Source organism: Cryobacterium sp. TMS1-20-1 (assembly GCF_004402355.1).
GTDB lineage: Bacteria > Actinomycetota > Actinomycetes > Actinomycetales > Microbacteriaceae > Cryobacterium > Cryobacterium levicorallinum.
On record NZ_SOGF01000013.1, the window covers coordinates 20,596 to 41,328 of the forward strand.

General features: G+C 61.9%; 23 protein-coding genes and 1 pseudogene. 17 read left to right on the forward strand and 7 right to left on the reverse strand.

The genetic code is table 11. From position 1 onward, the window contains the following. Positions 1-46 precede the first annotated feature (46 nt). Positions 47-274, forward strand: a complete 228-nt coding sequence (locus E3O45_RS02060) for a hypothetical protein (protein WP_134441356.1) — start codon at positions 47-49, stop codon at positions 272-274. Between the two features lie 419 nt (positions 275-693). Here E3O45_RS02060 and E3O45_RS02070 read toward each other — a convergent pair whose 3' ends face one another. The 4 genes from E3O45_RS02070 to E3O45_RS02085 are packed head-to-tail and all read right to left on the reverse strand — an operon-like array spanning position 694 to position 2,236. Then, on the reverse strand, positions 694-1,425 hold the full coding sequence (locus tag E3O45_RS02070) for an SDR family NAD(P)-dependent oxidoreductase (RefSeq protein ID WP_134441358.1): 732 nt from the start codon (positions 1,423-1,425) through the stop codon (positions 694-696). Then, on the reverse strand, positions 1,422-1,889 hold the full coding sequence (locus tag E3O45_RS02075) for an alpha/beta fold hydrolase (RefSeq protein ID WP_134441360.1): 468 nt from the start codon (positions 1,887-1,889) through the stop codon (positions 1,422-1,424). The genes E3O45_RS02070 and E3O45_RS02075 overlap by 4 nt, the downstream gene beginning before the upstream one ends. After that, on the reverse strand, positions 1,781-2,011 hold the full coding sequence (locus tag E3O45_RS18320) for an alpha/beta fold hydrolase (protein ID WP_134441394.1): 231 nt from the start codon (positions 2,009-2,011) through the stop codon (positions 1,781-1,783). The genes E3O45_RS02075 and E3O45_RS18320 overlap by 109 nt, the downstream gene beginning before the upstream one ends. Positions 2,012-2,038: 27 nt before the next feature. Further along, a complete protein-coding gene (locus tag E3O45_RS02085; protein ID WP_134441362.1) occupies positions 2,039-2,236 on the reverse strand; it encodes an alpha/beta fold hydrolase in 198 nt (65 codons plus the stop codon). Between the two features lie 196 nt (positions 2,237-2,432). Here E3O45_RS02085 and E3O45_RS18325 point away from each other — a divergent pair, with 196 nt between their 5' ends. The 11 genes from E3O45_RS18325 to E3O45_RS02140 all read left to right on the forward strand — a co-directional run bounded on the left by E3O45_RS18325 (position 2,433) and on the right by E3O45_RS02140 (position 13,493). Further along, entirely contained in the window at positions 2,433-2,738 is a 306-nt protein-coding gene (locus tag E3O45_RS18325) for a YciI family protein (protein ID WP_166789369.1), read from the forward strand. Positions 2,739-2,804: 66 nt separating this feature from the next. Beyond that, a complete protein-coding gene (locus E3O45_RS02095) occupies positions 2,805-3,284 on the forward strand; it encodes a 2,4'-dihydroxyacetophenone dioxygenase family protein (RefSeq protein ID WP_134441365.1) in 480 nt (159 codons plus the stop codon). 307 nt (positions 3,285-3,591) lie between these two features. After that, on the forward strand, positions 3,592-4,443 hold the full coding sequence (locus E3O45_RS02100) for a cyclase family protein (protein WP_134441367.1): 852 nt from the start codon (positions 3,592-3,594) through the stop codon (positions 4,441-4,443). A 101-nt stretch (positions 4,444-4,544) separates the two neighbouring features. After that, positions 4,545-5,669: an acyl-CoA dehydrogenase family protein gene (locus tag E3O45_RS02105; protein ID WP_134441368.1), complete on the forward strand. Its 1,125-nt coding sequence runs from the start codon at positions 4,545-4,547 to the stop codon at positions 5,667-5,669. 83 nt (positions 5,670-5,752) lie between these two features. Continuing rightward, the gene (locus tag E3O45_RS02110; RefSeq protein ID WP_166789370.1) at positions 5,753-6,556 is read left to right on the forward strand and encodes an acyl-CoA dehydrogenase family protein; all 804 of its coding nucleotides are present in this window, start codon (positions 5,753-5,755) and stop codon (positions 6,554-6,556) included. Continuing rightward, positions 6,549-7,745 carry an acetyl-CoA C-acetyltransferase gene (locus E3O45_RS02115; RefSeq protein ID WP_134441372.1) on the forward strand — a complete coding sequence of 399 codons (1,197 nt, stop codon included), beginning with the start codon at positions 6,549-6,551 and terminating at the stop codon, positions 7,743-7,745. The genes E3O45_RS02110 and E3O45_RS02115 overlap by 8 nt, the downstream gene beginning before the upstream one ends. A 151-nt stretch (positions 7,746-7,896) precedes the next feature. Further along, the gene (locus tag E3O45_RS02120) at positions 7,897-8,667 is read left to right on the forward strand and encodes an electron transfer flavoprotein subunit beta/FixA family protein (RefSeq protein WP_134441374.1); all 771 of its coding nucleotides are present in this window, start codon (positions 7,897-7,899) and stop codon (positions 8,665-8,667) included. Between the two features lie 16 nt (positions 8,668-8,683). Continuing rightward, complete coding sequence (locus tag E3O45_RS02125) at positions 8,684-9,658, forward strand: electron transfer flavoprotein subunit alpha/FixB family protein (protein WP_134441376.1); 975 nt, start codon at positions 8,684-8,686, stop codon at positions 9,656-9,658. Beyond that, positions 9,655-10,563, forward strand: coding sequence for a cytochrome b/b6 domain-containing protein (locus E3O45_RS02130; RefSeq protein ID WP_174843040.1), 909 nt, complete (start codon positions 9,655-9,657; stop codon positions 10,561-10,563). Before E3O45_RS02125 ends, E3O45_RS02130 begins: the two co-directional genes overlap by 4 nt. A 31-nt stretch (positions 10,564-10,594) precedes the next feature. Then, entirely contained in the window at positions 10,595-11,803 is a 1,209-nt protein-coding gene (locus E3O45_RS02135) for an acetyl-CoA C-acetyltransferase (protein WP_134441377.1), read from the forward strand. A 118-nt stretch (positions 11,804-11,921) separates the two neighbouring features. After that, positions 11,922-13,493, forward strand: a complete 1,572-nt coding sequence (locus E3O45_RS02140; protein WP_134441379.1) for a class I adenylate-forming enzyme family protein — start codon at positions 11,922-11,924, stop codon at positions 13,491-13,493. Between the two features lie 186 nt (positions 13,494-13,679). On the opposite strand, the gene E3O45_RS02145 is transcribed toward E3O45_RS02140, so the two are convergent. After that, positions 13,680-13,964 carry an EthD domain-containing protein gene (locus E3O45_RS02145; RefSeq protein ID WP_166789371.1) on the reverse strand — a complete coding sequence of 95 codons (285 nt, stop codon included), beginning with the start codon at positions 13,962-13,964 and terminating at the stop codon, positions 13,680-13,682. Between the two features lie 100 nt (positions 13,965-14,064). On the opposite strand from E3O45_RS02145, the gene E3O45_RS02150 reads away from it, so the two are divergent. The 3 genes from E3O45_RS02150 (at position 14,065) to E3O45_RS02160 (ending at position 16,703) form a co-directional block, all read left to right on the forward strand. Beyond that, the gene (locus E3O45_RS02150; protein WP_134441383.1) at positions 14,065-14,811 is read left to right on the forward strand and encodes a glucose 1-dehydrogenase; all 747 of its coding nucleotides are present in this window, start codon (positions 14,065-14,067) and stop codon (positions 14,809-14,811) included. 44 nt (positions 14,812-14,855) lie between these two features. Continuing rightward, positions 14,856-15,635, forward strand: coding sequence for an SDR family NAD(P)-dependent oxidoreductase (locus tag E3O45_RS02155; RefSeq protein WP_134441384.1), 780 nt, complete (start codon positions 14,856-14,858; stop codon positions 15,633-15,635). Positions 15,636-15,968: 333 nt separating this feature from the next. After that, on the forward strand, positions 15,969-16,703 hold the full coding sequence (locus tag E3O45_RS02160; RefSeq protein ID WP_134441386.1) for an SDR family oxidoreductase: 735 nt from the start codon (positions 15,969-15,971) through the stop codon (positions 16,701-16,703). 119 nt (positions 16,704-16,822) lie between these two features. Here the strand turns inward: E3O45_RS02160 and E3O45_RS02165 are convergent, their stop codons facing one another. Both E3O45_RS02165 and E3O45_RS02170 read right to left on the reverse strand, forming a co-directional pair. After that, a complete protein-coding gene (locus E3O45_RS02165) occupies positions 16,823-17,494 on the reverse strand; it encodes a 3-oxoacid CoA-transferase subunit B (protein ID WP_134441388.1) in 672 nt (223 codons plus the stop codon). After that, positions 17,491-18,183 (reverse strand): 3-oxoacid CoA-transferase subunit A, encoded by a 693-nt coding sequence (locus E3O45_RS02170; RefSeq protein WP_134441390.1) that lies wholly within the window; start codon positions 18,181-18,183, stop codon positions 17,491-17,493. The genes E3O45_RS02165 and E3O45_RS02170 overlap by 4 nt, the downstream gene beginning before the upstream one ends. A 300-nt stretch (positions 18,184-18,483) precedes the next feature. Between E3O45_RS02170 and E3O45_RS02175 the strand changes: the two genes are divergently transcribed. Together E3O45_RS02175 and E3O45_RS02180 are read left to right on the forward strand one after the other, a co-directional pair. Beyond that, positions 18,484-18,978, forward strand: a complete 495-nt coding sequence (locus tag E3O45_RS02175) for a flavin reductase family protein (protein ID WP_134441391.1) — start codon at positions 18,484-18,486, stop codon at positions 18,976-18,978. A gap of 205 nt (positions 18,979-19,183) precedes the next feature. Continuing rightward, positions 19,184-20,584, forward strand: a pseudogene (locus E3O45_RS02180) (IS1182 family transposase); the annotation flags it as partial. Positions 20,585-20,733 lie beyond the last annotated feature (149 nt).

The window sequence follows — 20,733 nt, forward strand, 5'->3', positions numbered from 1 at the left end:
CTCCGGCAAGCCCGATTCGAGTGCGTTACGCCTGGACAAACCCGAGGTGTTCGCCCATCTCAAGGCGGTTCCCCGCAGTTCGCCCAGCGGGGAGCAGCACCGATCTGCCGAGCTTGGAACCTGGATCGACGGGGAGCACTTGTTCGTGCTCCCCGGTACGATCGAGCGGCTCGCGGGTGACGTGGCGCAGGAGGCGAGGGGGCAGTTGGGCTTCGCCGGAATGATCGCCTACGCCGCGCAATCGGGCTGGGTCGATCCCGAAGGACTCGTGTGAGTTCACGTCGAATACGTGGATTGAACGGATTACTGGAAAGGAGCGAGCATGACCGTGGCGCTGCAGGGCTACTTGGGGGAGTCAACACGTCATCTTCGTCAAACTGGACGGCGGTGCGATCACGGATCGACATCAAGGCGGAGCTCTCCCTGATGTAGGGTGCCGTGGGCAACACCGTTCCAGGGTGATTGTCGAGTGCGGCGGCATGGCCACCTGCGGCACCTGCCACGTCCATGTGGATGCCCCGTGGGCCGAAAACCTGCCAGAGCCCGAGTACGAGGAAGAGGTACTCGTGGAGTTCACCGCGACCAGCGCCTCAACTCCAGGCTCGGCTCGGCTGCCAGATCATCACGGGCAGCGACACCGGTGGCTGCGTCGTGCGCATTGCCGAAGGCACCTGACCGCTGGAGACCGAAACCTTATCGGGCGGTATAACCGCCATCTGCGAGATAGAACGAACCCGTCACGAACGAGGAAGCGGGGGAGATCAGGAACAGCGCCAACTGGGCGATCTCCCCGGGAGTGCCAAGACGGCCGAGCGGATGCCGACTGCCGATCTCCGCACGCTGCTCTTCGCTGCGGTTCGCCAACATTGGCGTCTCAATGTAGCCCGGGCCGATCGCATTGACACGGATGCCCTGATCTGCGTAGTCGAGGGCGGCCGCCTTAGTCAGCCCAACGACACCGTGCTTGCTCGCGACATAGGCGCCCGCCCCTGCGGTGGCGACGCTACCCATGATTGACGCGACGTTGACAATGGACCCGCCCGCCTTGATCAGTGCGGGAATTTCCGCTTTGAGGGACAGGAAGACGCCGTCCAGATTGACGGACATGAGCCGGTGCCACTCATCCACCGAGATATCGGCGACCGGGCTCTTATCGACGTTTCCGGTGCCGGCATTGTTCACAGCGAAGTCCAGCCGCCCGAATTCGACCAGGGCGACGTCCACCATCTTCCGGCAGTCTCCTTCCTTCGACACGTCCGCCTGCACCCCGACGGCGGCGGGGCCGAGTTCCCGGGCGAGATTCTCGGCACGCTCGAGGGAATAGTCCGCAATGACGACCTGGTGACCCTCAGCGACGAAAGCGCGCACGCAAGCCTCACCGATGCCGGAGGCGCCACCAGTGACGAGGCCTGCGAGCGGGCTCATACGGTCGTGCGACTGTCTGCAAACTCGGCGCTAACGGCATCGACGAACTCACGGGTTGCGTGGTTGATTTGGTCTGCGTGGGTCAGGTTGAGCGCGTGAGGGCCACCCTCGACGAGGAGAAGGCCCCGGCTGTCGGGTACTTCGTTGGCGACCCTCTTTCCCAGTTCGAACGGAGTCGACACGTCGGCGAGGCCGTGGATTACCGGGGTGGGCGGCGTGATTTCGCCGAGGCGGTCTTCGATGGACTTCGCGTCGTACAGCGCATAGGTCGCATCCAAGAGGTTCTGCGGCATCAGAGTCGACCAGTAGTCACGCCAGACCTTCTGGTCAGTTCCGGGGCCGAGAATAAGACTCACTAGGAAATCCAGCTTCTCCTCCGTGGGGCCGAGCTCGATCCACTCGGCAACGATGGCGCGGAAGGCCGCTTCCTCCTCGCCCGCTGACCGCCAGCTTGGGTGGAGCACTGGATTAGTCCCACAAAACGCTCGGGGTGCGTGAGCACCGCGCGCAGTGCGAGCAGACACCCCTGGCTGAAGCCGAAGTGAATGAACTTGTCGATGCCAAGGGCGTCGGCGAGGGCGAACAGGTCTGTAGCGGAGTCCCAGTAGGTGAATTAGCCCGCCCATTCCGTTTCACCGTGTGCGCGCTCGTCCCAAACGATGCAGCGGTGATCCTTCGAAAATTCTTCGAGTTGTGGAGCGAACATCTCCCGGTTCATGAAGAGCCCGTGGCTGAAGATAATGGGTACTCCCTCTCCGCCGGTGTCTGCGTAGGCGATGGTGGGACCACTGGGAATCTGAATTGAGGGCACGACATTCTCCATCCGAGTCAACGTTTCAACATCAGTGTTCAAACGTTTGGTATAAATCAAAATCTACGCAATGCTGCGATGTGGGGCAAATAGTGTGACAAATCGCATGAGTAATTTCGCTCAAACGCTAGCCCGATTAGCAGTGCGTTCCTCGGCGAGCCACGAGAAACATGTTCGAGAAAAGAAGGGTACGTGCATGAGAGTCTTCGCCGTTCGATACGGATACGACCGCCGGAATGAGGGCGCTCGCTGCGCGGCACTCCCTGGTCATCGCTCATGGTTGCAGGGTCTTCTCGACGATGAGCTGCTGATCGGGGCGGGCATCTTTCCGGATGGCACAGGCGCGATGCTTCTGCTTCTCGCGGAGGACGAGCCCTCGGTTCGCCGATGTATGGATCAGGACCCCTACGCTCTCGAGGGGCTCATCGTCGACGTCCAGGTCACGCACTGGGCACCAAGCTGGGGCCCAGTGTCAGCGCTGGCGGCGGGCAAGTCGGGATAATAAATCAGCCAAACGTCTGGTATGTTTTAGGCAGTAGTTCACCGTACCAATGGAGTTAGGAAAACTATGCTTGAGACAAGCCCTTGGAGCCCCGAGGAGATCGTCGAGATCGCGAACAGTGCCGACGAACGCGAGTGGGTACCGGGAGCGCAAGAAGGCGTGCACATGCGCCCGCTACTGTTCGATACGGTGCGTGGAGCATGGGTCAATGTCACGCGACTCCGGAAACAAGGTTTCGTCAGTCGTCACGCCCATCCGAGCCCGGTGCACGGCTTGGTGCTGAGCGGTCAGTGGCACTACGCCGAGCGCGATTGGGTGGCCACGGCCGGCTCGTACGTGTTCGAGCCCCCGGGAGACGTGCACACCCTGATCGCCGAGGGCGAGGAGTCGCTGACATTATTCTGGATCACAGGCACCTTGGTCGAGATCGACGACAACGGCAACACGGTCGGTTACGCCGACACCTTCACACGGCTTGAGCAGGCCGAGCGGCACTTCGAGAAGGTCGGGCTCGGCAAAGACTACGTCAAGCGCTTCGTCCGCTGAGGCGCCGACCTGGACCGTGCGTAGACCTTGCACGACTGGGCATTCTCCCAGCCGGACAAGGCCTACTTCATGACCGGCGACAACGAGCACACCTTCCTTCGCAGAGGTCCCGGACGCGATCATTGAGGCAACGGCAACCTCGCCCCCGTCACCTTGTAAGCAGCCCTTGAAGCTCTGCTTCTGAAGGGTGTTGGCCTGTTAGACCCGGCATGGTTATTGCCCCAGTCATTAATTCCATTCGCCGTCGGCGTCGTGACCGCGGCGAACGGCTACCTCGCTACCCGACCCTCACTACAGGAGTGACATCATGACCGGAGAACCGCACGAGAATTGGTCGGGGTCGTACCTCGACACAGACATCGATGTCTCGATCTCGGGCCGGGTACGGGTCTTCGACCTCGCGGTGCGCCTAGAGATGGGGATGTCCCGGCACCCGCACCACCCGCCGTACAACTTCACGATGGCGAAGACGCACGGTGGCGGCCCCTACAAGAACGGCGTATCGGCGGCCATGGAGCAGTTCGCGATGGGCGCCCACGTAGGCACCCATGTCGATGCACTCGGCCATGTCTCGAAAGACGGGATGGTGTTCGGCTGCCGTGACGTACTGATGGGCGACGAGGGCCTGGACGGCCTCGACGCCGGCAGCATCGAGGAGACCCCGCCGATCATCGGGCCTGGTCACCTCTTCAACGGCCCCTCCTTCTTCGGCCGTGACCTCACCCCTTCCGACGGTCTGGGGCCCGAGGTTTTCGAGAGCTGGTTCGGCGACCACCCTCCGCTCGAGCCGGGCTCGATCTTCTTGGTGCGCACCGGGTGGATGAAGTACTGGAGCGACGCCGAGCGCTACATCGGCTTGTCGACGGGTCTCCCGGGCGTCACGGTCGACGGGGCGCACTGGCTGAGCGAGCACGGCATCATCGCCGCCGGATCGGACACCATGAACTTCGAGCACAAGCCCAATTCGAACCTCGTCGATCTACCCGTGCACGTACACTTCCTGGTCGAGAAGGGCATACCGATCATGGAGTCGATGGCTCTGGAGCAGCTGGGGGCGGCCGGCGTGACCGAGTTCACCTTCATCGCGACGCCATTGCGCATCGGCGGTGGAACGGGCTCGCCCATCCGCCCAATCGCCATCGTGGACACACCGCGATAATCACCTATAATCAAACAATCGTTTGACGAAATAAACAGACTCATCATCACCGGTAGGGTTCTGTAAACAAACAATCGTTCGGTTAATTTTGAGAGGTATTCATGCCCAATGTAGAAACGCTCCGGCGAGAGGGCTTCGCAGAGACCGTGCGCACCTGGCTCGAAGAAAACGTCCCTCATCGTTGGCGAACCGAGCGGGGCGCCCTCAGCGAGGACGAAAGCGATGAGATCCGTCATGAGTGGGACCGGCAACTGTTCCGCGGAGGACTCGCCGGCCTCTCCTTACCCAAGGAGTTCGGTGGACAGGGCCTCGGGGTAGCCGAGGAAGTGATCTTCGCCGACCTCGCCGGTCGAGCTCAGGCCCCCGACGGACTCGCCCGCATCGGCAGAATCCTGACTGCGCCGACCTTGATATCGCACGGTACGCAATACCAGCTCGAGCGCTATCTGCCCCGTATCCTCAGCGGGGATGAGATCTGGTGTCAAGGCTTCTCTGAGCCGGACGCGGGCTCCGACCTCGCAGGCGTGCGATGCAATGCCGTCAAGGTCGACGGAGGCTACCGTGTGACGGGTCGCAAAATCTGGACTAGCTTCGCCCGCCTGGCCGATCGCTGCCTGCTTCTCGCTCAGACCGACCCGGCCGCACCACGGCATAAGAACCTAACGATGTTCTTGCTCGACATGAAGCAGCCGGGCATCTCCATCAGCCCAATCCGTCAGGCATCCGGTATTTCGCACTTCGCTGAAGTGCAGTTCGAGAACGTGTTCGTCGCCGACGATGATCGTGTCGCCAACGACGGCGACGGGTGGAAGGTCGCCATGACCGTTTTGGCGAACGAGCGCGGCGGGGTCGAAGCGGCCAGCCGCTACGTCGAGCTCCGGGCCGACATGGACCTCCTATCCCAGTCGATCGGGCACCTCCCCGAGTATCAACGCCAGCTGGCAGAGCTCGATACACGTGTCGAGCTCATTCGTTGGCAGACCCTGAAATCGATCGACTTCGACCCGCAATCGACGGTATTCTTTCGCTCGGCCGCCATCCTCAAGGTGTCTTGGAGCGAGCTCCTCCAGGAGATCGCCGCCCTCGGTATCGAAACGATGAATGCCGACACTGCCGATCACTGGCGGTTTCAATATCTCGAGACCCGCGCCGCGTCGATCTACTCGGGAAGCAACGAAATCCAACGCAACATCATCGCCGAGAGGATCCTGGGGCTGCCACGATGAATATGATCAAGACAAGCTCCGGCGACATCGGCCTGGTCGTGGCTGAAGCCATCCGCGAGGTCATGACGAAGGCCACGGCCGGAATGACGGTGGCGACCTACATCGAGGCGGAATCTCCCGTCGGCTGGGATGCGCTCGGTGACGCCGGCTGGGATCTCTCGGGGGTGATCGAAGACAAAGATAGTGCGACCCTGCGCGACCTAGTCGAGATCGCGGGCGCGTGGGGGTCGACCCTGATCCAGCTTCCGCTCATGACGACTATCCTGGCGAAGCGCCATTCAGCGGCCGCCGCCGAAACCGATGGTCCGATAACCTTCAGCATTCCGATTCAGAGCATCGCCGAACCATCTGGTTTCGTGCCGTTCGGCCAAGTTCCGGACATCTCAATCGTCGATTCCTTCGAAGGAGGTGGCATGGTGCACCCCTTCGCGCAGGGAGCGACCCTGGAATTTGCGCCCAGTCTGTTGGCCGCGGTGACGCCCGTGACCACGGTTCTCAGCGACGATGTGCGTCGTGAACTCGCCGTTGTGTGGGCAGCCGAAGCTGTTGGAAGCGCGAGGCGCGTTCTTCTCGATGCAGTCGAATTCGCCAAGCAGCGGCAGCAATTCGGTAAGCCCATCGGCTCATTCCAAGCGGTGAAGCATCACCTGGCCAATGCTCACGTGGCAGCGGAGTTCGCCGAAACGGCATCGATTTGGGCGAGCCTTCAGCCTGAAGACTCGGAACGAGCCATCACGCAGTCGTTCAAGGAGGCCCTTCGCAGCGTCCAGTTGTCAATCCAGGTCTATGGCGGCCTAGGGTTCACCTGGGAAATGGGACTGCATTTCTACCTGCGTCATATCACGACGCTGCGCGAACTCGCGAAAGGTGTTCAGAGAAATGCGTGAGGCAGTCATCGTCGCCACGGCGCGGTCTCCGATCGGGCGTGCGTTCAAGGGATCACTGACCAGCATCCGGCCCGATGACCTGACTGCACAGATAGTCCGACGAGCGCTGGACCAGATTCCCGAACTTGATCCGATACATATTGACGAAGTACTACTCGGATGCGGACTCCCCGGCGGCGAGCAGGGGTTCAACATCGCGCGGGTGGTGTCGGTGCTTCTCGGCCTCGACTCTGTGCCGGGAGCGACCGTGAACCGGTTTTGTGCTTCGAGTCTTCTGACTACGCGGATGGCCTTTCACGCTATCCGCTCGGGCGAGGCCGACGTCGTGGTATCGGGCGGAGTCGAGATGGTATCCCGGCTGACGCCCAACAATCCCGACGCTGCTGCCGCGCGGAACCCGCTGTTCGCTGCCCTGCCTCCGGTCGGATCTGCGACTTGGGTCGATCCGCGGCAAAGCGGTCACGTGCCCGACATCTACGTCGCTATGGGGGCAACCGCCGAGAACGTCGCCGGACTCCACGGGATCACCAGGCACATGATGGACGAATTTGCCTTTCGAAGTCAGATGAAAACCAAGGCGAGTGATGAGAACGGATTCTGGGCCACCGACATCACCCCAGTGACTCTCCCGGATGGAACCGTGGTTTCCCGCGACGATGGCCCCCGGCACGGCACTACGCTCGAGGGTTTGGCTTCGCTGACCCCGGTTTTCAGCGAAGACGGACTGATCACGGCGGGGAACTCCTGCGGCCTGAACGACGGTGCGGCGGCGCTGGTAATCATGAGCAACACGAGGGCGCGTGAGTTGGGGGTCACCCCGCTCGCTCGGATCGTATCTACGGCGGCGTCCGGAGTCTCACCGGAGCTCATGGGTCTCGGCCCGATCGAGTCCACGCGAAGGGCACTGGCTCTGGCGGGGTTGAGCGTTGCTGACATCGATCAGTTCGAGATCAACGAGGCCTTCGCGGCGCAGGCCATCCCCTCGCAACGGGAACTCGGCATCCCGGATGAGAAATTGAACGTGAATGGCGGCGCTATCGCCCTCGGGCATCCGTACGGGATGACAGGGGCGCGCATCACCACGACGTTGCTGAATTCGCTGGTCCGGCGCGACCAGACATTCGGCGTGGAGACCATGTGCGTGGCCGGAGGCATGGGCATGGCGATGGTCATCGAGCGTTTGGCGTAGTGGTTCGGTGCGATTCGCTTTAAAACAATCAAACGTATGGTTGAATATTTTCTTCCTTCGTGTTCTACTAGTCGAACGGTACTTATCGCAGGGACGTCCCTTCGAGCTCAGGCGCAAGCGGGGGCGTCTCGAGCATTGAGAGGGCAGGCAAATGAAGATTTTGGTTCTGGTCAAAGTTGTCCCCGACACTTGGAGTGAGCGGAAGATCGATCTGGCATCCGGGTGGGTCGAGCGCGGCACAGCCGACGACGTCATCGATGAGATCGGTGAGCGCGCCCTCGAGGTCGCCCTGACTTACAGGGACGTGCACAAGGACACCGAAGTCGTTCTCGTCTCGATGGGACCTGCCTCCATTATCAAGCCCCTCCGCAAGGGACTCGCAATGGGGGCGACTTCGGCGGTCCACCTCGTCGACGACGGTCTCGCCGGCGCCGACCTCCTGGCCACGGCCGCTGCACTCGCCGCAGTGATCCGCAGGGAGGGCTTCGACCTCGTCCTGACGGGCAACGAATCAACCGATGGCCGCGGAGGCCTGATACCAGCAATGCTGGCCGAGCACCTCGGAGTGCCGGAACTGACATTCCTGAACTCCATTGAGATCGCAGAAGACCGTGTGCGCGGGGAACGCCGCACGGAAAGCGGGACGGCCCTAATCAGCGCGTCCACTCCCGTGATCGCGTCGATCACGGAGCGCTTACCGGACGCCCGCTTTCCGAATTTTAAGGGCCTGATGACGGCAAAGAAGAAGCCTCTCGTCGCTGTCTCCCTTGCTGAGCTGGGCTTGCGTGCTGATCGACCCGCCGCCTCCGTGGTGGTGTCGGCCAAAGAGCGTCCCGCTCGCACCCATGGTGTGAAAATCTCGGATTCCGGGAACGCCGGAAACGACATCGCCGAATTTCTCGCCTCGAATCGCCTGATCTAAAGCAAAGGATCACGTCATGTCATACATTCTCACTTTGATCGAAGTATCCAGCGTCGGCCTAGTGCGCGGAAGCGCGGAGACGCTGCTGGGAGCCGCATCTCAACTGGGAGTTCCGGTGGCCGTGGTCACCGTCAAGCCGGGGGAAGGCCTGGCTATCGCCGAGCGACTCGGGCAGCTGGGTGCGCAAAAGGTCGTCGTGGCCGAAACCGAGCACGCGCAGTCGACGTTAACGACGCCCCAGGTTGAGGCGCTTGCCCAAGCAGCGCTGATATTTCCTCCTTCAGGGATCCTCCTCTCGCACTCGAGCGAGAGTCGCGACGTAGCGGGCCGCATCGCCGTGCGCCTCGGCGCTGCGCTGAACGTAGACGCTGTCGGTGTGCACCTGGCAGGCGACCAACTCGTTGCGACCCACTCCATTTTCGGAGGCGGTTTCATCACCGAATCCACCGTGAGCACCGGGCCTGCGGTGATAACCGTCCGCCTCGGCGCCATCGACGCCGGGGCTGAGGCCTGCGCCGATGCCGAGGTCATCCAGCTGACGATCGACGTGTCAGGAGCGCCCGCGGCAGTCGTCGAGTCGCGACAGGAACTGGCCGACACCTCGGACCGTCCGGAACTCAGAACCGCCGTCAAGGTGGTTTCGGGCGGCAAAGGCGTGGGCTCACGCGACAACTTCGCCCTGGTCGAGCAACTCGCCGACGCGCTAGGCGCGGCAGTGGGAGCATCGCGGGCCGCCGTGGACGCCGGCTACACGCCCCAAAGCCGGCAGGTCGGACAGACCGGTGTCACCGTGTCTCCGGACCTGTACCTCTCCCTGGGGATTTCCGGAGCGATCCAGCACCGCGCCGGGATGCAGACGGCGAAGACGATCATCGCAATCGACAAGGACGAAAACGCTCCGATCTTCGAAATTGCTGACCTCGGGGTAGTCGGCGATCTGTTTACGATCGTGCCCCAGCTCCTCGAAGCGATCTCGAAGCGGGAAAATTGACCAAGAACAAGTGGTCCAAACTGATATGGATCATCCCCATCGTCGTGCTACTTCTGGCTGCTCTGGTGCTGGTGGCGCGTCTGCTGCGTGACACACCCTGGATGCGCGACTTCATTCTCAGCTACCCCGGAGAGACTCCGCTCCCCGATAGCGCCCCGTCGGGACTGCCGGTCTGGCTGACCTGGCAGCACTTCCTGAATGGGTTCTTCATCGTGCTGATCATCCGATCGGGCTGGCGGGTTCGCACACAAACTCGCCCGAGCGCGTATTGGACCCGCAAGAACACCGGATTGATCCGTACGCGGAACGCGCCCACGAAGATCAGCCTCGATCTTTGGTTCCATCTTTCGCTCGACGTTCTTTGGGTACTGAACGGGCTGGTCTTCTACCTGCTGCTCTTCGCCACGGGCCATTGGATGCGCATAATCCCCACGAGTTGGGATATTGTTCCGAACGCGGTCTCGGCTGGCATCCAGTACCTTTCCCTGGACTGGCCGACCGAAAACGGTTGGGTGAACTACAACAGCCTGCAACTGATCTCATACTTCGTCGTTGTCTTCGTCGCTGCCCCCCTGGCGATCATCACGGGTTTGCGCATGTCGGGTGCCTGGCCGAACGGCGCCGAACGGCTCAATAGGGTGTATCCGATGGAGCTGGCCCGGGCCATCCACCTGCCGGTGATGCTCTTCTTCGTGTTCTTCATCATTGTGCACGTTGCCCTCGTGCTGTCCACGGGTGCGCTGCGCAATCTGAATCACATGTACGCGGGCTCGAACGACGCGGGTTCCTGGCGGGGATTCTGGATCTTCGTGGCGTCGATCGTCGTAATGATCGTCGCGTGGATCGGTTCCCAGCCGGTGGTGCTGCGGCCCATGGCGAATCTCATCGGCAAGGTGAGCAAATAAGCGCTTCGACGCTGGATAAGAGGGAGAACTAATGAGAGACGTGGTAATTTGTGAGCCCATTCGAACCCCGATCGGACGATTCGGAGGGGTATTCGCCGCGGTGACACCGACGGAGTTGGCCACCACCGTGATTGCGGACCTCCTCCGCCGCACCGGCATCGATGGCGCGATGATCAACGACGTAATCTTCGGGCAGGGCTATCCCTCGGCCGAGGCCGCGCCGATCGCCCGCGTCGCAGCCCTCGACGCAGGGCTCCCCCACACGGTGGGCGGATTGCAGGTCGACCGGCGCTGCGGTTCGGGACTGCAGGCTATCCTCGACGCGGCCATGCAGGTTCAAACCGGTGTGGGTGATGTCTTGATTGCTGGCGGCGTGGATTCAATGAGCCAGGCGCCGATCTACTCGGTGGATTCACGCTGGGGAATCAAGGGCACGTCGGGTGTGCGTTTTCAGGATGCCTTGGGTCGTGCCCGCGACACGGCAGGAGGCAAGTTCCATCCGGTGTCGGGAGGAATGTTGGAAACCGCCGAGAATCTGCGCCGAGACTACGGCATCAGCCGGCGCGAACAGGACGAGCTGGCGCTACGTTCCCAGGAACGAGCGGCGCACGCCGTCGAGGCCGGACTATTTCGCGACGAGATCATTCCGGTAACGGTGCCTGGTCGACATGGCGACGTCATCGTCGACGCCGATGAGAGTCCACGGAAGACCTCGCTGGACGTGCTGGCTGGCCTCCGCCCGGTGCTTATCGGCTCAGACCCAGAATCGACCGTCACGGCCGGCAACTCCAGCACCCAGAACGATGCCGCGGCGGCCTGCATCGTGACAACGCCAGAGCATGCATCGGAGCTCGGGTTGAGGCCGCTGCTTCGGCTGCGTGCCTGGGCGCGTGCCGGAGTCGAGCCCAAGCGAATGGGGCTGGGCCCCGTCCCCGCGACTGAGCTCGCCCTCGAACGATCCGGGCTGTCATTGCCCGACATGGACCTGATCGAGCTGAACGAGGCATTTGCCGCCCAGGTACTGGCCGTTTCGCGCGAGTGGAATTTCACAGATTCGGACTGGGACCACACGAACGTGAACGGATCGGGAATTTCGCTGGGCCACCCCATCGGGGCCACCGGTGCCAGGATCCTCGCGACGGCTGCACGGGAACTACACCGTCGTGACGGCCAGTTTCTACTGGAAACCATGTGCATCGGCGGCGGTCAGGGCATCGCTGCCGTGTGGGAGCGCGTCTGACAGCTACGCGGGACGCGGCCACGGGCTCCGCGCCCGGCGTGCCGGGTATCCATGAAGCCGCGGGTGCGATGCATTTCATTAACAAAACGATTGATAGCTTAAGCCGGGAGGGTCAACAGTGAACTCAGAGTCAACCCCTACATGCGAGGGCGCAGAGGACATCGCCGACGCGTTTGGGACCGTTGCGGCGCTGATCCTCTCAGCCGCGGCGAACCGTCCACGCGGTGTGGCCATCAGGGACGCCGACGGTGCCGAAGTTACGTACGAGCAGATGGTGTCCGCCGCTCGGAGGATCGCCAACGGATTGCGCGCGCAGGGCATGGCCGTCGGCGGCCGTGTCGCGGTGTGGCTCCCAGACACGAGCGGCCACATCGAGATGTACGTCGCGTGTGCGATCGCCGGCTTCGTCGTGGTGCCGATCAATGCTCGCTACACCGCCTACGAGGCCGCACACATCGTCTCGGACTCCACCGCCGCGCTCCTGGTTCACGCCGATCGGCCTCCGGGTGAAATAACTGCCCTGGCAGGGCTCGTGTCTGTCCCGATGATCGATCTGGGCCCGGGCAGCGATGTGGTATTTAAAGAGCACCCCGCTCTCGAATTCTCGTCGCATCGCGTCCAGCCGAACATGCCCTTCATCATTGGTTATACCAGCGGCACGACTGGCAAACCGAAGGGTGCGGTACTCACGCAGTCGTCAGTAGCGAAGCTTGCGCAAATGAATGCGCGCTCATACCGACTTCGGCGGGGAAGCGTCGCGCTCCTGACCGGCTCAATGTCGTTCGTCGCCGTCGTGCCCGCGCACGTGATCAGCCATTTCCACGTGCAGGGCACGATCGTGCTTCCCGGCGCCTGGGACGTCCCGCGGATGATCGACTTGATCGACGCTCACGATGTGACATTCACTTACGTGCCCTCCCCCCTCGTCTTGGAGTTTGCCGATGAGGCGGCCTCTCGACCCGACGCCTGGAAGACCCTTGAATCGATCTTGCACTCGGCCTCCAAGATCCCTCCAGCTTCGCTCGCGCGTCTTGCCGATGTCGTCGGCACGCGCCTGATCGAGGGGTGGGGGATGACCGAACACTCGGGTGGGCTGATGTCGGCCACCTCGATTGCCGACGTCGCACCGGGCCAGTATCGACGCCTCACTGGCGTGGGCAGGGCAGTCGACGAGGTCGACATCGACGTGCGTGCCACCGACGGTTCACCGATCGATCATGACGGCGAGGCACTCGGCGAACTGTGGATCCGGTCGCCGGCATTGTTCAAAGGCTATTGGGAGCTGCCAGAAGCGTCGGCGAACGCGCTGCAGGACGGCTGGTTCCGCACTGGCGACCTCGGCACGATCGATCCCGGGGGCTACGTCGTGATTGTCGAGCGACGCTCGGACCTCATAGTCTCGGGCGGTATGAACGTCTACCCGTCAGAAGTGGAGGAGTGCATCGCCGAAATCCCCGGTGTGCGGGAGGTTGCCGTAGTTGGGATGCCCCATCCTCGGTGGGGCCATGCGGTCGTCGCGGTGGTGGTGTCCGAGCCGGAAGCACACGTCACCGTCGAGGATGTGCTGACGCAATGCCGCGCACATCTGGCGAGCTTCAAGAAGCCGACTAGGGTCGAGTTCGTGGGCGCGCTGCCGCGCACGACGAGCCTGAAGGTCTCGCGCAATGCCGTTCGCGAGGCGCTGAGATGATGCTTCCTGAAGATCCATTCATCCGGACTTTTGGAAGGCGGAACGCTGACCCCGGTGTTTCAATCGTCCCAAGGAACGCAATGCGATCAATCGGCAGGTACGTGCGAAGCTGACAGCGTTGCTCGAGTGAGCACCTATGGTGCCTAACATAAAAGTCGACGTGATTGTCGAAAACGAGCGGGCTTTTTACGCTGGTGGCGATGTCGATGCGATGAGCTTTGGCGACGCCAACAGCGCCAAGAAGCTCCTCCGGTTGGGCCTACCACCCAGACGATCCGCGATGCCATCCCACGGTTCATCCGTCGACCAGAGCGGCCTCAGCACATGGGTCTGCGCGTACTCCGAGCGGTGCCGGAGGTAGTCGGGCTGGGCCAGCAGAAACGGCCCGTGGCGGCTGTGCCAGTACTCGGTGAACTCGGATTCCAGCAGCTCAGCGCGTCGGCGAAGAAGTGCCACTCGTCTTTCCGTCATCGGCATCTCCCTAGTTGACATCGCACTCCGGTTCGTGCGACCTTCGTATAATAAACCAACCGATAGTTTGGCAATGAAGCCGAAGTAGGGAGCACGGTCAATGAATCGAATGACAGGCAGGGTAGCCTTGATCACCGGAGCAGCGCGCGGAATGGGCGCATCGCACGCTCGGCTGCTCGTGGACGAGGGGGCTCAAGTCGTCGTGGCCGACGTCCTTGATGCAGACGGAGAGGCGCTCGCGGCAGAACTGGGCGACGACGCCATCTATGTGCACCTCGACGTGACCGACGAGGCGAACTGGGCCGAGGCGGTGCGCGCTGCGCTCGACCACTTCGGACGGCTCGATGTGCTCGTCAACAACGCCGGGGTCAACCACGTCGCCTCGGTAGCCGAGCACACCCTCGAGCACTGGAACCGGGTCATCGCCATCAACCTCACGGGAGCTTTCCTCGGGATCCGCGCGGCCTCCGACGCGCTGATCGCGAGCGGGAGCGGCTCGATCGTCAACATCTCATCCATCGGAGGACTTCAGGGCTTCGCGATGCAGGCGGCCTACATCTCGAGCAAATTCGGGGTGAGAGGGCTTACCAAGACGGTCGCGCTGGAACTCGGAGCGCACAACGTGCGCTGCAATTCGGTACACCCCGGTTTCATCCACACCCCGATGACCGAGGGGGCCGACGACACGCAGGCTCACGTGGCGATGAAGCGCGCCGGTGACCCGATCGAAGTCTCGCGAGCAGTGCTCTTCCTGGCCGGTGCGGACTCGTCATTTAGCACCGGAGCAGAGTTCGTGGTCGACGGGGGCGAGACCGCCGGTCTCGCCCAGAATGCGGTTTTCCATTGAGCACACAAATGTCACGCGACTCGGGCTCACGAAAGGACAGTGCCATGGCAATAAATGAAGGATTCGAGAAGGTCGCACTCACCGGTCAGGTGATCATCGTGACCGGTGGCGGAAGCGGAATGGGAGAGGCCACCGCGAAACTCATCGCGCGGCGCGGCGCCAGAGTTGCCGTGGTCGACATCAATGAGGCCGGCGGTACGGCCACAGTCGAGGCGATCCGTGCGGGCGGCGGAGACGCGGAGTTCTTCCGCGTCGACGTCACAGTCGAACTTCAGGTCGCTGGGTTGATCGGTGATGTCGTGGCACGTTTCGGCCGACTCGACGGGGCGTTCAACAACGCTGGCATCATCGGGCCGAACGCTGTCATCGATAAGTTCAGCTACGAGGACTGGCGCAAGGTGCTGACCGTCAACCTCGACAGCGTGTTCCTGTGCATGAAATACGAAATCGCCTATTTCCGCGAGCAGGGACGGGGCGCGATCGTCAACACCTCGTCGACCGCCGGCCAGATCGCCTATCCCAATCTGCCCGCCTACGTGGCCAGCAAGCACGGCGTGGTTGGGTTGACGCGTCAGGTAGGTGTCGATGTGGCGAGTGAAGGCATCCGGGTGAACGCCGTGCTCCCGGGCTCAACACTGACGCCGCTCGCCGCGGAGTCGTTCGCCGACCCGGAAGTGAAGGCCAAGGCGGAGTCGGTGCAGCCTATTGGCCGTCTCGGTGTGGCAGAGGAGATCGCCGAGCTGGCGGCGTGGCTACTCTCGGATGCCGCCTCCTTCGTGACTGCCTCGGCGTACTTTGTCGATGGCGGAGTCAATGCGGCGTAAAGGTTCGCCGCCCACTGCGACGACGAACGGGCAATGCCGTGGATGGCTGTCGCTCTCGACTTGCCGGAGGAAGGGAGCCTCACTATGTCGGAATGGTCGGCGCGCAGTCTCGGGGTTGGCAAGGAACCTCATCTGACCGAAGTCGATCGGCAACTCCGACCCAGGCTCGCATTATTGACCCGCACAGCTGACGGCTCCGATACCCGCTCCATCGCGCAGCGAAGCGACATCCGATACGGCACGACACAGCCCGACCGCACCTGATCGACTTAGAAACCAACCGTTTGATAATGTAGAGAGGAGATTCCTCGAATACATGGATGTAGGTGAACTATGGCTGTTCTCATCACGGGCGGATCCAAGGGGATCGGTCGAGCAATAGCTGGGCGGCTGGCGCAGCCCGGCATGGACGTCTTCCTCTCATATCATTCCGACGATACCGAGGCGCTGCTGGCCGCCGATGAGATCCGGGCGCTCGGGGCCGTGCCGCACCTGGTCAAGGCGGATATGGGGTCGCTGGCGGACATCGAGGCAATGATACGACGGATAACGCAGCTAACGGATAACCTCGACGTGATCGTGCACGCCGCCGCCATGGCCATCTCCGGCCGGATCACTGAGATCGACGGCAAGAGCCTCGACAACGCCGTGGCCACCAACGGCACGTCCATCGTGCACATCGTGCGCGAAGCACTTCCACTTCTGAGGCCCGGCGCGAGCATCATCTTCGTGACCAGCAAGGGAGCGGAACGTGCACTCACGGGCTATGGAGCATTGGGTGGGCCGAAGGCGTTGGGTGAGCACCTGGTGCGTTATTTGGCGACGGAATTGGCCGGTCGCGGCATCCGAGTGAACAGCATCTCACCCGGCCCCCTCGACACGGACGCCCGGCGACGCATGTTCCCGGATACGTGGCAATCCCGGCTAGTCGACCAGACTCGCGCTAATCCTTCGGGCCGGGGCGTGGAGTTCGACGACGTCGCCAACATCGTCGAACTGATCTGCGATCCGCGCTTCACTATGGTCCAGGGCCAGGTCTTCACTATCGACGGCGGCTTGACCTTGTAGGGCATCCGGGACTCAACCGCACACCTGGGGGTCCCACCCACGCCACAGTGCCGCCCCCGACTTCCCTCTTCATTGAGCGATGGCACAGGTCGCGAGGGTCGCGCCAATTCTACCCACCGTTAGGGAGTTCCGGCCATGACGTTCACGAGAGTAGGCCGCGCGTCTATCAGGGGGAGTCCCATGATGGCTGAAAGCTGCTCAAGGTCAAGGTCGTCGAAGATCTCGAGCACGCGGACGTTGCCCCTGGTGAGTTCGAAGACCGCGACGTCCGTGTAGACCCGTTCAACGCACTCCGCACCGGTCAGCGGGTACGTGCAGGCCTCGACCAGCTTGCACTCGCCGCTCTTGGAGAACAGATCCATCACCACGTAGACGTGCTTGGCCCCGACCGCCAGGTCCATGGCCCCGCCGACCCCCGGTATCGAGCGAGGGGAGTCCGTGCGCCAATTGGCAAGGTCGCCTCGAGCTGACACCTGGTAAGCACCCATGACGCAGTAGTCGATGTGTCCACCACGCATCATGGCGAACGAGTCGGCATGGTGGAAATACGCCGCACCCAGCTCCTCGGTGACGAAAATTTTACCCGCGTTGATGAGATCGAGATCGATCTCATTCTCGGTTGCCGCGCGCCCCATTCCGAGCATCCCGTTCTCGGTATGCAGGACGATTTGCCGATCATCCGGCAGGTAGTCCGACACCAGGGTGGGCACACCAATTCCTAGGTTGACATACGCCTTGTCCGGGATGTCTTGGGCAATTCGTTCGGCGATCTGTGGTCGGGTGAGTCTCACGGGCGAACCTCGCTTGTGGCTTTCGTCGAAACTATCTGGACAATCCGGTCAACATAAATTCCGGGAGTAATAATGTGTTCGGGATCGAGCCCGCCGAGCGGAACAATGTGGTCGACCTCTGCAATAGTCACGCTGGCCGCAGCGGCCATGATCGGTCCGAAGTTCCGGGCAGTCTTGCGGTAGATGAGGTTCCCCAACGGGTCGCCCACTGACGCCTTAATGAGTGCAAAGTCCGCCCGGAGGGGGCGCTCGAGCACATAATTCACACCGTCAAATTCCTTAACTTCCTTGCCCACTGCCAGTTCGGTTCCATAGCCGGTCCGCGTGTAGAATCCGGCGATTCCCGCTCCGGCGGCGCGAATCCGCTCGGCGAGGTTTCCTTGTGGAACTAGCTCGAGTTCAATCTTCCCGGCCAGGTATAACTCGTCGAAGACCGTCGACCCGATCGCCTTGGGAAACGAGCAGATGACTTTGCGCACGCGGCCAGCCGCGAACAGCCTCGAGATGGCATCTCCGCCGGCACCCGCATTGTTGTTGATGACCACGAGATCCCTAGCGCCCTGCTGCAGTAGCGCCTCGATCAGCTCTCCCGGCTGACCGGGCGGGCCGAAGCCTCCAATGAGCAGGGTTGCGCCGTCAGGAATATCGGCCACGGACTCGTGGACATCTAGGATCTCTTTGTTAATCACTGAACACCTTCAATGCGGCTTCTTTGGCGGATCTGAGAGGAGCGAATCTATCGTCGGACCAGCATGCTTGACGAGTGGCACGACTTCTGCTGCATCCAGTATAGGCAACCATTCGATTGGTAGTTCCGTTGTCGCCAGTTCGACCGACCGGGCCCTTCTTGGATCTGCAATATTTTGCCGCGACGCATTGACTTGGGTGCCTCAACGGGGTTAACATCAGCATCCAACCGATTGGTAGAAATTCTGTTTGATCGTTTAGGACGATTCACGTGTCAACGAAGACCTTGAAGGGCCAATTCCATGAACTCCACCGCTATCGATCCCCTTGATTTTCGCAAGGTACTTGGCCAATGGCCGTCCGGCGTTGTTGTCGTCACGGGCATGGTCGACAATGAGCCGATTGGTATGTCGTGCAACTCCTTTAGTTCTGTTTCGCTGGATCCGCCACTCGTAGGGATCTTCGTGGCCTCCACCTCGTCGACCTGGCCGGGCATCAGAGATTCGGGCAGCTTCACCATCAATGTGTTGGCTAGTCATCACGAGGAACTTTCCAGAAATTTCTCTCGACGGGGCGTAGACAGATTCCGTGACGTGCTGTGGAGCAGGCGCCCAAGTGGGCCAGCCTTAGACGAAGCAGTCGCGTGGATCGAGTGCGAGCTGTTCGCGGAGCTTGAGACGGGTGATCACACCCTCGCGTTGGGACGCGTTACGGCCATCGAGATGCAAGACGGGCTCGAACCCTTGATTTTCCATCGTGGACAGTACTCCGCGAGCGGTTCGGGTGTCCTTGTATGACGTACATCTCCTTGCTGCCCTGCGCTGCAGGGCGGCAAGGTGAACTGGTCATGGACGGGCGGTATCTAGGAGCGTGGGTCAGTAGTAGCAAAGTTTAAAACGCCGGTCGATTTCCCGGGGTTGGGGTGGTGGTCTGGGAAAATTGCTTATGAGCGATTCTGATGGCCTGTTTCCCGCGTAGGAGCTTGAGCATGTTGACCCGGTCGTGGATGACGGAGTCGAGGCTGGCGCCGGGGTGAACAAACGTTTTCGGGCTTTCGAGCCGGCGGCGGTGATGCTGGTGCCGCCGTCGCTGGATGAGTGGTTGCCGCAGAATCACCTGTCTCGGTTCATCGCGGACATCGTCGAAACGCAGCTCGATTTGAAGAAGTTCTACGCGTCCTATGCGAAGTCGAAGGGCCAGCCGCCCTACGATCCTCGGCTGATGGTCCGGGTCCTCCTTTACGGGTACTGCGTTGGTGTCAGGTCGTCGCGGGAGTTGGAACGGGTCTGCGTGGATGTGGTCGCGTTTCGCTGGTTGGCCGCGCAGCAGGCACCGGATTTTCGCTCCATCGCCCGGTTTCGCAAACGCCATCTGTCGAGCCTCGGAAATGTGTTCTTGCAGGCGTTGGAACTGTGCCGCGCTGCCGGAATGGTGTCGCTCGGGCAGGTCGCGTTGGACGGCACGAAGGTGCGCGCGAATGCCTCCCGGCGGAAGGCCATGAGCTACGCCCGGTTGACAGAGAAGCAGAAAGTCCTCGCCGACGAAGTCTCTGCCCTGCTGGCAGACGCCGACGCAATCGACGATGCCGAAGATGCCCGGTTCGGGAAAGACAAACGCGGTGATGAGTTGCCGCCGGAGCTCGCCCGGCGGGAGTCGCGCCTGGTCAAACTCGCCGAGGCACGCGCCGCATTGGAAGCTGATGCGGCCGTCCGGGCTCGGAAAGACGCGGAGAAAAAGGCCCGGGACAAGGGCGACGATGACGATACTGCCACGCAGAAAGGTGACGACGCAGCGAAGAACGCGGTCGTCGCCCCGAAGGCTCAACGCAACTTCACCGACCCGGACGCACGGATTATGAAGACCGCCGACGGGTCCTTCCACTACGCCTACAACGCGCAGGCCATCGTAGATGCTGACCACCAGATCATCGTCGCAACGACGCTGACGAATATCGGCGTCGATGTTGAACAGGTCGTGCCGCTGGTTACGAAACTCCACGCCACGATGGGAGCTCTGCCCGGTCAGATTCTCGCAGATGCCGGGTATTGCTCAGCAACAAATCTGGACTACGCCAAGACCATTCAAACGGCCGGCGAAGGCCGGACCGAGTTCTTCATCGCGACCGGCCGAGCCAAGCACGGCGAGCGTGTTCCCGAGGTTCCCCGAGGCCGAATCCCCGCCAATGCGACGCTCCGGGAACGCATGGCGCGGAAGCTCAAGACGAAGAGGGGCCGGGCCGTTTACGCCCGCCGCAAAGCGATCGTGGAACCCGTGTTCGGTCAGATCCACACCCGGCAAGGGAAATTCGTCCTGCTCCGCGGGTTGGAGCAAGCAGCCCATGAGTGGGACCTGATGGCCGCCTGCCACAACTTGATGAAACTGCACACCATGCACACCAAGGCGCTCCTGGCCACGCAAAGGGCCCCGACGGCCCGACCGGCTACTGAGCTGCCGCGGATATCTCGGACAGTGGGCCCTCTTAAAATGAGGGTTCACTGAAAGTAGAGATCAGCATGACCGCAGCGCGTAGGCGTTTCACCCAGGAGTTCAAA